The following is a 12851-nucleotide window of genomic DNA, read 5'->3' on the forward strand; positions in this document are numbered from 1 at the left end:
ACGATTTGAATACGAGCGTTAGAACACCCTTCAGGGAACCTGGAGGAGAAATCTTATGTCGGCATGCTCCGCAACGGGATCGGCTTACGGACATCAGTGAAGAGGGGTAGATTGCGCATCGCCCCGCTAGATCTAGGGGACGGTTCCGGGCCTCTGGCGCTTCGGCTTAGTGTTGATACTCGGTCCTTGCTCTCTTGGGTGGATCGATGGATTGAAAGCTGGGGGAAATCCCGTGGGGAAACATGCACATGAGTGCTGCCTAGAACCGGTTTCTTGTCGGGTTGCCTGACCTGATCCAGTCGACGCTAGCAAGCCAGTCCCGCCGAATTCTACGATCTGCTGACTGTCCATCATCCGCGAGGGCCATGTCATCGAGCAGCGCAAGCAAGTGATCCCCTGCACGACTTGCGTATTCCCACAAGAAGTCTGTCGCGGCCAGGAACCCCTCACGCGATGTCAACGTTAGCGATCCTGCTCCCTGATGGGACTCAGCTGGTGACGATGATTCGCGGGTTCGAGGGAAGCGTCCGGATTTGATCCATTCGATACTTTCGACCCAGTCCTCCCAAGCGGCGGAGTCGAAGGGGCATCCGTCGCTCGTCAGGCCAGTGTCTCCCAACAGAGTTATTAGGTCGTCGCCAGCACCACGACGTGCGTACGCCCACACAAAGTCGGACATCACGAGAAAGCAATCTTCGGTCGAGAGGATGGGATCTAAGGGAGTCGAGCTATCTGGGAACAACGTTCAGTCCTCCGTTAGTGATCTCGGCACCGTTGCGAGGCTCTGCCCACGCCTGCGTGCCGTCCGACAGACCCTTGAAGTACCTGTCATGTGATCCATCACATGCCAGTGTGGGATGCAGAAGCCGCCAGAACGACTCCGAACCATCATTATGCGTGTTGGCCCCTTCCTTCGCACATGTCGCTCGAGGTAGAGCAGGCTCGCGGCTGCCCATTAAGCCGGCGGCCCACCGGGCGCCGCTACGTCCGATTGGGGATCCTTTACCGGGCGGCGAAAAGGGATCTGAGCTGCTCCGGTCGCGCACGGATATGGGTTCCAGTTGAGTCCATATCGTTGGGCCAGCGCTTCAAACGGTGCGTATGCCCACGTCCCCCCAGAAAGTCGCATCCACCCATTCGAAAGGTCTATCGCTACATGCCTCAAACTCTGTGCTGAAGCGGGAAGGTTGGGAACAGATAAGGGCTAGTTCGAGATCAGCGTCATTAACTAGCCACCAGTCCGTCCCCTCATCCCAGAGCAAGAGACGGCCGTCGCTGCCGTGAGTATCCAACACCCAATTGCGCAAGGCGGTGCTGTTTTCAAGGGCAGAATCCGGGACTTGAATGGGCCCGGTGGGGACAACGAAGCCATTGCTTGGAGGTGGGGTTTCATCTATACGAAGACTCAGAGCGCCTCTTCCCCGTAGTGACGCCCAGGACTGATCGCTGAGGAAGATGCTGCCCAGGATTATCCCAGCTTCACAAGCAATCACGGTGTTGCCCGGTATGGCAGCGGACCAGCCGCGTTCGATCTCAAAAGGGACAGGCGGAAGATCAATAGGCATGCATGGGATTCTGCCACGGTGTGCCCGTAGGCGGATCCTTCACCGGGCGCTGACCGGCTTCTTCCTCTCACCAGTGTGACAACATGTGTTCGTGTTCTTTGATGTGTACTTCCAGCGCTTCCGAGGCGGCGACAGCACTCCACCCGGTGGAGAGTTAAGTGCGCCAGAGCCTCCGGCCATCTATCGTGCGAGAGAATTCCGGGCAGAATTTCGGACTCGTGGATTCAGGGTGGTGACGAAGTGACAACGATGAGAATGGCTTACGCGCACCTAGACGCTGACAACATCGGAGGAACCAGCCAAGCTGACTACTTGGTGGGTCTTGATGCCGTTTTCACCGTCTCGGAAGGGTCTGTGCTGCTCTATCGAGAGCAAGCCTTTCCCGTGGTCGAACTAGCTCGCAGCTTGTTCCTCTGGCTCAACGCCAACCCTCGAGGTGACTTCGTTTTTGACTCGATGTCCATCCAGGAGGTGGGAGCGGTTTCACTAAAACGAGCGTCATCGGGATGGCTGATGGAGTCAGTATTTAGTCCTGGTGTAGTCAGCAATCCCCTTGATTGGGCGGAAGTTGAGCGTGGATGCAAGGAATTTTTGGACCAAATCGAATTCGATCTTTTGTCGCTGGGAATCGATCCTGCTGACGTGATCCATCGTTGAATCAACTTCGCCACCACCAAGATTCGCACTCGCTGAGAAGGTGCCCGGTAAGGGATCGCCTTGCGGGCACCCTGCGCGAAGGAAAATTTGGCGTCTATGTAGCCGGCTTCGGATACTTACGCCGGCGCGAGGAATGTCCCAGGTGAGCTGTCCCACTTCCACGGACAATCGCATAGGCTCTGTGACGGAAAGGGGTTTCTTGTGCCGACGAGGGGACGTAAGGTGGCAAGGCCGAGTTAGGGACTGATGGCGTATTCCGTGAAGTGGCCACAGGCTTCAAAGCCGAGACGGCGGTACACGGGTTCTCCGTCCTCGGAGGCCTGCAATACTGCGGTTTCGTATCCGGCCTCGCGCGCGGTGTCGAGTGCGGCCACGGTGATTGCGCCGCCGTAGCCTCGTCGGCGGTCGGAGGCAAGCGTGGCAATGTTGTAAATCCCAGCGACCCTCGAATGGAAGAACACTTCGGCGGAACAGACGGGGCGACCGTTTACGTATCCGACCAGGTAGCGGGCGGGACAATCGGTGGCGAGGGCAGAATCTGCGGCCTCGGCAAAGAATTGCTGGACTGTGGCTGCTGGCAGGCTCCAGTTTGCAGCGAGGATCGTGGCGTAATCGGCGAGCTGTTCCGGGGTGGTCACCTGACGGATTGTCAGGTGTTCTACTCGCGTCTCAGGGAGATCGCCGTGCAGGTCCTTCCACATGCCTGTCTCTGTCTCTGACGCCTCGAGGCCGGCGTTCTCGAGGTATTCGGCAAGATTGCCCGGAGTAGAGGCCGGGCCTACCCACCAGGAGAACGGGCGGCCGGTGGATGCCAGAGTTCGGACCGTCTCCGCGGTGCGGGTTTGCGCTGTGTCCTGAGCGAATTGGGCTGCGGCCACGATGTTGAAGGTGTCGTCGGCCAGGCCGCTATCGGCGATCAGGAGATCGGCTGTTTTTGCAACGGAGGCACCGAGGCGGTGACGGTGCAAGTGACTGGCATGCTCAGCTAGATTCTGTTCCATCGCGTGCTGCAGATCGGATTTAGAGCTAAGCGGAAAATTCGCGGCTTCCATGATGATCCATTCAAACATGCTTCCTCGAGGGTGTCGGGCGCTGATCCCACTCAACGTCTCCGAAGCCTGCTGGTGGGCCGGGCCCAAAAGCCAGCGAAGTGGGACACGGTAGTCTGCCGATCTGACCCCCAGCTGGCTCGTCGAACGCACTTAAGCCGGTGGCCTAAGGGACGCCCTTAAGCGCCCGATGAAGGATCCTTCACCGGGCGTTGTCGCGGCGTCAGACTTGTCAGGGTGGCATATAGGAAGCATCGCCAACACGCCTCCGATTGCAGATCCTCTCCCAGCTCTTAAGCTGGCCACGGCTCCGGGCTGCGCCACCGGGCAAAGAACGTGCTTACGGCCTCGGGAGATGACTGATCGACGGACAGCCATTCAGTAGCCACTTTGCGTCCGACTTGCTCGCACGCTTCCTCCGTCATCGGGCCCCTTGGGTCGTCCAAGTAGTCGCTGACCTCCATCCAGATGGCGTACGCGGCACCACCATGAGAGCAATCGAAGAACTCAGCAATGAACTGACCGGCGTTATCCATGGTGACGTCGTAGGTACGTCCGCTGCCGGGCTGAAGTACCAGCCGGGCTACCGCGGTCATTGCGTCCAGAAATTGCATCTCAAGTCGGTTGCCTTCCACTTCTCCTCCATTCCGATCGGATCGGGCCGCCCTTCCCTGGGGTGGTCGGCGCACAGGCGCTCACGTGATCCCTCAGCAGCCCAGGATTGCGCAGGGAGCCCGGTGAAGGATCCCTCACCGACTCCTACCGCACAATAATGTTGTTGGACGACGGAATTGGAACACAGCCCGTCCCGGACTCACCCGGCTCCAGTTCAATAGACGATCCTTGGAAGCGAATTCGGATCGATGGGCACCAGAAACCGCCTCCAAGGCCCCTTGGCTCGTAGTTGAGGTCCACTTGTGTCACCTGTCGGGTGCATTTGTCCCGCCAGCGTTGTTTCCTGCTGACGTCCCAGATTGCAACATCGGCATCCGCTAAGACTCCACTACCTTGTACCGGTTCAGCTCTGATTCCGATTGGGACTGCCCCGGCTTTTGTTGACTCGGGGTCTTAGGCCGCTGTGAGCGCGGTCCGGTTGATTGTTTCATATTCGATGGGCGTGAGTTTTCCCAGCCGTCGTTGGCGTCGCCGGCGGTGATAGGTTCTCTCGATCCAAGTCGTGATCGCCAGTCGGAGGTCTTGCCGGGTGAGCCACCGCTGGCGGTCCAGGACGTTCTTCTGCAGCAGCGAGAAGAACGATTCCATCGCGGCATTATCCGCACACGCACCGACCCGGCCCATCGACCCCGTCAGCCCCTGGCGCCGGAGTGATTCAACAAAACGGCGGGACCGGAACTGGGACCCGCGATCCGAATGCACCACTGTCCCTGCAGGTTTGCGTGCCCGCACCGCGTTCTCCAGTGCGGCCACGGCCAGCGAGGACTTCATTCGCAAGTCCATCGAGTAGCCGACGATCCTCCCGGAATAAACGTCCTTTACGGCGCAGAGGTAGAGCTTGCCCTCGGCGGTGGGGTGTTCGGTGATGTCCGTCAGCCATAGCTCGTTCGGTGCCGCAGCGGTGAAGTCCCTCTCCACCAGGTCGTCATGAACCGGTGGCCCGGGTCTGCGGTTCAGGCCACGCTTCTTCGAGAACACCGACCAGATACCGTGGTCACTGCACAGGCGCTGGACCCTGTTCTCGCTCGCCGCGATGCCCTTCTCGGAAAGTTCGTCGGCGATGAACCGGTACCCGAAGGCCGGGTCGTCTGCGTGGATGTCAAAGGCGGCGTTGACCAGGTGCGCATCCACCCAGTCCCGTTCCGTTACCGGGCTGACTCTCCAGCGGTAGTAGCCTTGCTTGCTGAATTTCAACACCCTGCAGGTCACCGCCACTGGAACACCGTCGGCGGCAAGATCCGTGACCAGCGGGTAAGTCATTTTGGGTTGATGTCCCTGGCCAGATAGGCAGCAGCGCGGCGCAGAATCTCGTTCTCCTGCTCCAACAAGCGGTTACGCTTCTTCAACTCCCGCACCTCGGCCGACTCACTCACTGCCGGGCCGGCCCCGGAATCCTTACGTTCAGCAATGGCAATCCAACGCTTCAACGTCGTGACCGACAGCCCGAAATCCTTCGCAATCTGCGCCAGCGGCGCTTCGCCCTTGCGGGCCACATCAATAACATCCTGGCGGAACTCCGCCCCATAAGCCGTGGGCATGGTCAACATCCTTCCACGAGCACAAGCTCGCTAGATCAAGGAGTCAACAAAACTGGGGGCAGTCCCATTCCCTCGAACCTTCCGGGTGTGTCCCATGTGACGGAAAAAATTCGACCGTCCTCCATTACTAGGTCGATGCCGTAATCTACGGCATCGAAACCAGGGCAGGACCAAAGAGGAGAATCCCACTCCGTAGGGTCGGTTATAGTACGAGGACCTGTTCCTTCGGAAGCCGGCAAACGATCCAGGCGCTCATAGTCAATGTTTACGTAGTTCACTGACGTCAGGATTGCTCCAACCATTAGCTGGGCGTGTTTCCGTCGTTGCTCGACTTCAATGAACGCATCATACTTTCGCGTCCGCTTAGGGCGGCTTCCCCTCGTTAGAGCAAACGCCCCTTTTTGACGATCCTTCACTGGGACGACGAGATCGCCCGCACGCCGCCTGTTCTTTCGGGATGTTTCTCGGGCTAACCATACACAGCGCGGCTTACGGATAATTTCGCGGTTGGTCTGGTTTCTGGATCTTTTGTCGGCCCGCCATGACCGTGGAGTAGCCGAATAGCAAACCATGCGCATCAGTTAGGGCGGACTTGGAGCCTTGTTTGGCTGCCCAGCGAAGCGACAACGGCGGCTACGGCGGCTGTCAGAGCTGGGACGTAGAACCAGCCGATGCTCCCGGAGCCGATGACTACGAAGACAACAAGAGCGACAGCAGTCGCAACCGACACTGAGATCCGCGCACGCCCTCGTGTCAGGAGAGGTAGCGCGGTCAGGGCCACGGGGATGAGCAACGCCACGAAAACAGATGGCCCACGTGTTTCCAGCAGGGTCGAATGGCTGATCTCCTCTGGCCCACGAGAAGTTACTCTCATCTGGGTGTACATGGGAACTAATAAGAGAACAACGGAAGCAACGATCGCGAGCGAGACAGATAGGAACTGGCGAACATTCCAAGAATCTAGATGGTGTTTCACGTGACTCCCCGGCCAAAGCTGTATACGGCAACGAAAGCACGGTTGGGGTGTTTCCACTAGAGGACAGTTGGATCGAACAGGCCGTCCACCATTAAGTCAGGCTAGGTCTTCAAACCAAACGGCACCTGCCCATCCGACTCGCAAGGTGCCCGGTAAACCGTCGGCTTACGGACGCTGGCGTGTGACCGTTAGCTTCGGGTGGTGAACTGGACCTGGATGCGCCTCAGCTCAGCGCGTGGAAGCACTGCGGTGGCGACGCCGCCGCCTGCCAGTCGGGCTCCGATGCCGTATACGAACGGGTCCGTATCGACCTCCGCACCGGGCCCATCGATTCCGTTGATGACGATCCTAGCTTGACCATTGACCATCCGGCCGGTTACTGCGGGGGTGTGCTGGTCCCACGGTTTGCCGCCCGGCCAGAGCTCCTGCCGGTACTGGTTCATGAGGATGTGGTTGACATGGTCAGCCAGGAGGCTTTGAACTGAAGAGCGCTCGGACTGCTCACGGTGCCAGGTGGTTCGCACTGCCTCCCACAGTTGCGGACAGCGCATTCGCTCCACCTGCTCGATCAGCCAAGGGGGCCGCGGCCATGGCGGAACTTCCTCGATCGCCCTGCGTGTCTCCTCGTCGAGATCCGCGAGGTTAACGCGGTCTGAGCGGTCATCCGGGTTTCGCCAGAGCGTGTAGGTGATGCTCGCCGTCATTTCGCTGTACCCACGATCATCCAAGCCGTAGCTCAGACCGACGGAGTCCGTGTCCTCCAGCGACGGTTGGGGCATGAGCCCCAGCACCGGAATAGGCATGAGTTTCAGGTTCTCGACCCATTCGGCACGGGGGTCAGGGGCATCCTCGGGGAGAATGTCAGCCGCTCTCATGCCTCGACTATGAACCAAACGAGGGCGCCCTGTAAATGGGAACGAGTTTCGGCTTCCATGTCCGGTACAGGATCCCCTTGCCGGCTACCAATGCGCCAAATTGCGCTGTTAAAACGCCGCCATTTACTGCTGAAAGTCACAGCCGATCCCTAACCGGGTGCTTGAAGCGCCCCATAGACCACCGGCTTACGGCGGCTTCTAAGGCCCCGAGAAGGGATCGGCTTCCTCAGCCGGGATACCGTGAAGGCGACGTCCTCCCGTGGTTCGCGTTACCCCTACCCCGCGAAAGAAGCCTGATGAAAACGGACACTGAAGTACTGACAGCCGACATGATGCGATTTGCGTCCCTGCTAAGACACATGAACCTCTCCGTCGTGGCGCTCAAATACGAATCCCTTGCCAGAGCGCTTCAGACCGAACCATCGGCAGAGTCTGTGGAGGAAGTTCGCCTGTGGCTCCGCTCGTCACTGAAGGGCGGCAGCGGAAGCCTCAGTGACCGGTACGTGCAGAAGGACGGAGCAGTAGATGAAGTCCTCAACGCCGAGTACGAAGAACTTCTCCAGAAGTTCACGGATTTCGTCAATGCTGAGCCGGAATCGAAGGCGAGCGCGGCTGCTGCCATGTTCGCCAATGGAGGCACTTACTTCCGTCTGATCGAAACTCCCGTCCGCAATAGATGGTTCTCCATCAAAGGAACCTTCACTTACGAAGTAGCGACTGCGCCGGGAGTCACACGGCTGGTGACTTTGGATCAACTCGGTCAAGCTGTCGGTTATGGGCCGCAGAACTCCCGGAAGGACTGGCAGGAGTGCCGGATGGTTGCAGACCGCCTTTTCAGGGAGGGACGCAGGGACCATTGGGTTCACTACTCCAGCTCCTATGTCGTTCCGGACGATGCACTCCGAAAAGATTGGTAGGGATATGTTCGCGAAGGGGAGCGTCTACCTGATGCAGATGACAATGGAGGTGTCTCGGTGAACGATCGTTTATCGGGCGTTAGGACTCATTGGACATCGCTATGAGACGTTCAATATCATCCGCCAGCTCTGGGACCGGCCGACGAGCATCGAGTTCGAGGGTCGCCCCGTTCCGAAGCAGTGGTTCGACTTCGAGAATGTTTTGGCGGATCGCGGACTGGTCTGCCTCTGAGTTGCCGTAGGGATTGTTCTTACGAACCGAGACGCGCTCGATGAGGACATCTACGGGTGCGCTCAGGAGAACAACAGCGGCGAAACGATCATAGAAGCATCCTTGATTCTCGACAGTCCCTGAGACAACCAGGAAAGAATCAGACGCCAGAAGTGCCGACATGCGCGGTTCATCCCATGTGCCGTCAGGAAGCACCCAAGAGTCATAGTCGGTGTCGATCGTTCGGTAGCCCCTCCGGGACAACTCGCGCAGCACCGTTGTCTTTCCCACCCCTGACATGCCGGTGATCAGAACTCGAGACATGCGAGTCAGCGTATACGGTGTGCCAGAGTGTCCGGTAGCCGTTCCCTGAACGGACAATCTCCGTTGGCCTCCGGTAGCCGATCGGCATGGGCATATAGATCAGTCGTCTGGTGAGTCCGACTGAGAGCCCCGAGCAGACCCCGGCCCGCCCGATAGACGAGCCCTTGGTGGCACGCCAGCATGTCTATGCGTCACATGAAGGTGAGTCGCCGTGAACTCCTACCCCCTTAGGCAGAAATACGCCATCCCGAGTACGCCTCGGTAGCCCTCTTCATATGCAGCGCGCTGTTCCTCATAGTGCCGAACGGCGGGCGGGTCCGCATTCGGATCAGCCGCTCGGGCGACGCCCTAACCATCCGCGCTGGTTCGGGCAGCGACGACCTCCAATTGGTACGTGTTGTGCCGTTGGCACCTGACCTGGTCGCACTCGCCGGGCCGTTCACCTGCGCACCAACACGCGCAGGGCTGACAGTCCCTTTTCACTCCTGGCGGGCTACTCCCCCGGACAGCCAACTCCACTGATGCCAGCGAGCTTGAGGCGAACTTGCGGGCCCAACCGTTCATGAGATCATGGAGGTTCCGGCAGCCTGCCATTGACAGTGCTGCGACTCAGTTGGCTCCGTAACAAGCCTATGGGGGGCACATCACGGTGGAAGATACTGCAAGTCTTTGGCGTACTGATCCTGCCACGTTTCGTGACGTGGTGATCGACCGTCAAGCCCTGGAAGCTGCGTTAGCAGGCGAGTGTCCTCCCGTGGAACGCATTAGGTATCTTGCGCTACTTGGCCGGGACACCGAGGCCTTGGACGAAGGCTTCAACCTACTCCCCCACACACCTGACCGCCGGGAATTATTGCTGGTCCTTGCGCAGATCAATCAGCGTCAGTACCGGTGGCACGAGGCCGCCGTGCTCCATGAAAAAGCGCTCCGAACAGTCCGGTCGCCGGAAGAGGAAGCCTACGTCCGTCACCACATCGGCAGGCGGCTTTTCGACGAAGCCCGCTTCCGCGCTGCTGCCGATGAATTTCAGTGGGCAGCGGACCTCTATCGAGTCGCCGACCAACCTGAGCTCGCAGAAGACAACCGCCAAGCCATGCGCCACGCCCTGCAGGTGCACGGTGCCGAGCGGGGCGCGGGACGTTCGGCTTTCGACCTTTCCTGAACAGGTAGAGCTGGACACCAGCCCGGCTGGTTTCCACCGTCGTTTTCACAGCGTCGTCCACTGCGGGGAATACAAAACGGGCAGCCCGAGTTACAAAGTGCGCACATAACCAAGAGGCACTTTTACAAGGGGGTTCACCACCATGGCCACCGATTACGACGCACCGCGGGCCCTACCCGAAGAGGAACAGGCCTTGCCTCTGGCCGAGCTGGCACCGGCCAAGGGTGCTACACGCACGGACACGATTGACCTGGACGAAGGGGAGCTGGCTGACGCCTTCGAACTTCCCGGCGCCGACCTTTCCAGCGAAGAACTCCAAGTTGAGATCGTCCCCATTCAGAACGACGAGTTCACGTGCATGTCGTGCTTCCTGGTCCACCACCGCAGCCAACTCGCACGGGAAACCAACGGGCAGAAGTACTGCACCGAATGTGAAGGATAACCAGGGCGGAACCATTGCTCCCAAAGGCGGGTTCCGCCGTCGTGCCCCTATCGCGAGCCGCGCCCCTGACCGGCGGTCAGCCCTGACCGATCCAGGCCTGATGTAGCCTTAGTAAGTAAGCTGACTATTCTTACAAGCGTGGGGGTGCCTGAATGCCTGATATGGAACTATGGCCAACCAGCCGGCTGCTGTCCACGGCAGCGCGGCTCGTGGAGCTTGCATGGAACGACAAACTACGCCCGCTGGGTCTGACCTATCCTGCGGTATTAACCCTTGACGCCGTTGCCACGGCAGGGCCTATCACGCCAGGAGACCTGGCAAAAAGCGTCCGCGTGCAAGCCCAAACCATGGGGCCGCTGCTGTCCAGGCTTGAATCGCGAGGCTTCATCCGTCGTGAACCCAACAGATTTGACCGACGCAGCCAGCTGGTATCGATTACCGACCTGGGTCAGACGCTACTGGAGCAATCCCACCGCCAGGAGAACAATGTGCTCTCAGCCGTCAACCTGGACTCCGAAGACCTCCGCGAAGATCTTCTGGCAATCGTGCGCCACACAAATTTCAACTGAGTGTTAGGGTACCCGGCGTAGACGAAAGCTTGTCTATCTAGCAACATGGAGTTATCCGCTGATGAAGTCCGGCGTCCCATGGAGAGGGTCTCTCCAACGACAACACCGGGCTCTAGTCACTTAGAGTGATACCCGGACGAGCAGTAAGGGCATCATGAGTGAACTCCGTATAGGCGACAGCCTCCCCGTAGATCTTCTGAGTTTCAGGGCAGCAGAGTGCCTTGTGACAACAAGCGCAGCTGAATCTGAGGACGTGTGCGTTCTGGATGCAGGCCACACCGGCCATCATTTGGCTGCAGGTGCAGACATGGTGGTCCGGGCCGTCTGGAGTTAAGCCACGGGAGCAACTAGCTAGGGGCAAGCGACGCTGTTCGGGTCGTTTGCCCTTTGCTTTCCCCACATGCAGCACTCCCTATGTTCCGCAGAAGGTCCGGTAGGGGCCGAAGCTTTCCGGCGCAGGATCGGCGTACTTTTCCAAGCCCGGACGTTCCCTGAACGGGTCGGATACGGCCGCCAACAACCGCTCCGTGGGGCCCATGTCCCCCTCAGTTGCGGCAGCAAGGGCTTCCTCCACCAAGTGGTTCCGCGGAATATAAATCGGGTTGACCCTGTCCATGGCATCGGCATCCGGGCTCAGTGCCTGCCAGCGTTCCAACCATGCATCGACGGCGGCCAGGTCCAGGATCTGCCGGCGCGCGGGCTCAGCCTCCCCGCGGGCTGCCTTTCCAAGGCTCCGGAAGAACGAGGTGTAGTCCGCGCGCGCCTCCTGAACCAGCTGAAGGAGGTCATCCACCAAAGGTGAGGCCACGTCGTCGTCAATTTCCTCAGGCAACCCAAGCTTGGCCTTCATGCCGTTGAACCACGTGGCGCTGTACTCCTGGCGGAATCCATTGAGCGCCTCGACAGCAAGGTGTACCGCCTGCTCCTCATCCTGGTGGATCAGGGCCGCAATCGATTCGGCGAAACGTGCAAGGTTCCACTCCGCCACCACCGGCTGGCTGCGGTAGGCGTAGCGTCCCATCTCATCAATCGAGCTGTACACCGCACCAGGATCGAAACCCTCCATGAAGGCGCACGGACCGTAGTCGATGGTTTCACCGGACACCGTCATGTTGTCCGTGTTCATGACACCGTGGACGAATCCGACCAGCATCCACTGCGCTACGAGTTTCGCCTGCACTGAAATGACACCCTTGAGGAGTTCCAGGTAGCGGTTTGCTTCATCAGCCGACGACGGGTGGTGGCGTTCGATCGCATGGTCAGCAAGCCGGCGCAGCAGATCCATGTCATTGGATGCCCTGGCATATTGGAAACTGCCCACACGCAGGTGACTGCTGGCGACCCTTGTCAGAACGGCCCCCGGCAGCAGAGTCTCCCGCTGAACCTGACGCCCTGTGGCCACAACAGCGAGGGACCGGGTAGTGGGGATGTTCAGGGCATGCATGGACTCACTCACGATGTACTCGCGCATCATGGGACCAATCGCCGCCTGGCCATCACCATTCCGGGCAAAGGGAGTGCGCCCCGAACCCTTGAGATGGATGTCGCGAAGCGTCCCGTCTGCACCGGAAACCTCGCCGAGCAAGAGGGCGCGCCCATCCCCCAAACGCGGTGAGTACCAGCCGAATTGGTGACCGGAATACCCTTGGGCCACCGGAGTCGCTTCTTCCGGCAGGGCATTGCCGATCAGCAGCCGTACGCCCTCCGGGCTCCGGAGAAAGTCAGGATCAATACCAAGCTCGACGGCGAGTGGCTGGTTGAGCACCAGAAGCTGCGGATCCGGAGCATCCTCCGCACGCCAAGGAATAGCCAGCTCCGGGAGCTCCCGTGCGAAATGCCCTTCGAAGGCGATGGTGGAACGCGCTACGTCACTCATCACTTAAGGATATAG

14 protein-coding genes are annotated in these 12851 nt (G+C 59.4%); 7 read left to right on the forward strand and 7 right to left on the reverse strand.

The window, feature by feature from the left end; translation table 11 throughout:
- Positions 1-1814: 1814 nt before the first annotated feature.
- On the forward strand, positions 1815-2222 hold the full coding sequence (locus KCX59_RS17180) for a hypothetical protein (RefSeq protein WP_218649821.1): 408 nt from the start codon (positions 1815-1817) through the stop codon (positions 2220-2222).
- A gap of 236 nt (positions 2223-2458) precedes the next feature.
- On the opposite strand, the gene KCX59_RS17185 is transcribed toward KCX59_RS17180, so the two are convergent.
- The 5 genes from KCX59_RS17185 to KCX59_RS17205 all read right to left on the reverse strand — a co-directional run bounded on the left by KCX59_RS17185 (position 2459) and on the right by KCX59_RS17205 (position 7335).
- A complete protein-coding gene (locus KCX59_RS17185; protein ID WP_218649806.1) occupies positions 2459-3292 on the reverse strand; it encodes a GNAT family N-acetyltransferase in 834 nt (277 codons plus the stop codon).
- A 272-nt stretch (positions 3293-3564) separates the two neighbouring features.
- Entirely contained in the window at positions 3565-3906 is a 342-nt protein-coding gene (locus KCX59_RS17190) for a hypothetical protein (RefSeq protein WP_179019419.1), read from the reverse strand.
- A gap of 433 nt (positions 3907-4339) precedes the next feature.
- A protein-coding gene (locus KCX59_RS17195; RefSeq protein ID WP_179016661.1) for an IS3 family transposase occupies positions 4340-5484 on the reverse strand; the annotation gives its coding sequence in 2 pieces (ribosomal slippage) (positions 4340-5208 and positions 5208-5484; 1146 coding nt in all).
- Between the two features lie 577 nt (positions 5485-6061).
- Positions 6062-6283, reverse strand: coding sequence for a hypothetical protein (locus tag KCX59_RS17200; protein ID WP_218648867.1), 222 nt, complete (start codon positions 6281-6283; stop codon positions 6062-6064).
- A gap of 365 nt (positions 6284-6648) precedes the next feature.
- The gene (locus KCX59_RS17205) at positions 6649-7335 is read right to left on the reverse strand and encodes a hypothetical protein (protein ID WP_179016659.1); all 687 of its coding nucleotides are present in this window, start codon (positions 7333-7335) and stop codon (positions 6649-6651) included.
- Positions 7336-7631: 296 nt separating this feature from the next.
- Here KCX59_RS17205 and KCX59_RS17210 point away from each other — a divergent pair, with 296 nt between their 5' ends.
- A complete protein-coding gene (locus KCX59_RS17210; protein ID WP_179016658.1) occupies positions 7632-8252 on the forward strand; it encodes a hypothetical protein in 621 nt (206 codons plus the stop codon).
- Between the two features lie 79 nt (positions 8253-8331).
- On the opposite strand, the gene KCX59_RS17215 is transcribed toward KCX59_RS17210, so the two are convergent.
- Positions 8332-8787 (reverse strand): AAA family ATPase, encoded by a 456-nt coding sequence (locus KCX59_RS17215; RefSeq protein WP_179016657.1) that lies wholly within the window; start codon positions 8785-8787, stop codon positions 8332-8334.
- 297 nt (positions 8788-9084) lie between these two features.
- Here KCX59_RS17215 and KCX59_RS17220 point away from each other — a divergent pair, with 297 nt between their 5' ends.
- From KCX59_RS17220 to KCX59_RS17240, 5 genes are all read left to right on the forward strand, one after another.
- On the forward strand, positions 9085-9309 hold the full coding sequence (locus tag KCX59_RS17220) for a DUF1349 domain-containing protein (protein WP_370629153.1): 225 nt from the start codon (positions 9085-9087) through the stop codon (positions 9307-9309).
- A 232-nt stretch (positions 9310-9541) separates the two neighbouring features.
- Entirely contained in the window at positions 9542-9949 is a 408-nt protein-coding gene (locus KCX59_RS17225; protein ID WP_370629152.1) for a hypothetical protein, read from the forward strand.
- A gap of 142 nt (positions 9950-10091) precedes the next feature.
- The gene (locus KCX59_RS17230; RefSeq protein ID WP_178997564.1) at positions 10092-10391 is read left to right on the forward strand and encodes a DUF4193 domain-containing protein; all 300 of its coding nucleotides are present in this window, start codon (positions 10092-10094) and stop codon (positions 10389-10391) included.
- A 152-nt stretch (positions 10392-10543) separates the two neighbouring features.
- Positions 10544-10960 (forward strand): MarR family winged helix-turn-helix transcriptional regulator, encoded by a 417-nt coding sequence (locus KCX59_RS17235; RefSeq protein WP_179016655.1) that lies wholly within the window; start codon positions 10544-10546, stop codon positions 10958-10960.
- Positions 10961-11114: 154 nt separating this feature from the next.
- Positions 11115-11294 (forward strand): hypothetical protein, encoded by a 180-nt coding sequence (locus tag KCX59_RS17240; RefSeq protein ID WP_178997567.1) that lies wholly within the window; start codon positions 11115-11117, stop codon positions 11292-11294.
- Between the two features lie 78 nt (positions 11295-11372).
- Here the strand turns inward: KCX59_RS17240 and KCX59_RS17245 are convergent, their stop codons facing one another.
- Positions 11373-12836 carry a protein adenylyltransferase SelO gene (locus KCX59_RS17245; RefSeq protein ID WP_179016654.1) on the reverse strand — a complete coding sequence of 488 codons (1464 nt, stop codon included), beginning with the start codon at positions 12834-12836 and terminating at the stop codon, positions 11373-11375.
- Positions 12837-12851: the final 15 nt, after the last annotated feature.

This window comes from Paenarthrobacter nitroguajacolicus (genome assembly GCF_051027655.1).
GTDB lineage: Bacteria > Actinomycetota > Actinomycetes > Actinomycetales > Micrococcaceae > Arthrobacter > Arthrobacter nitroguajacolicus.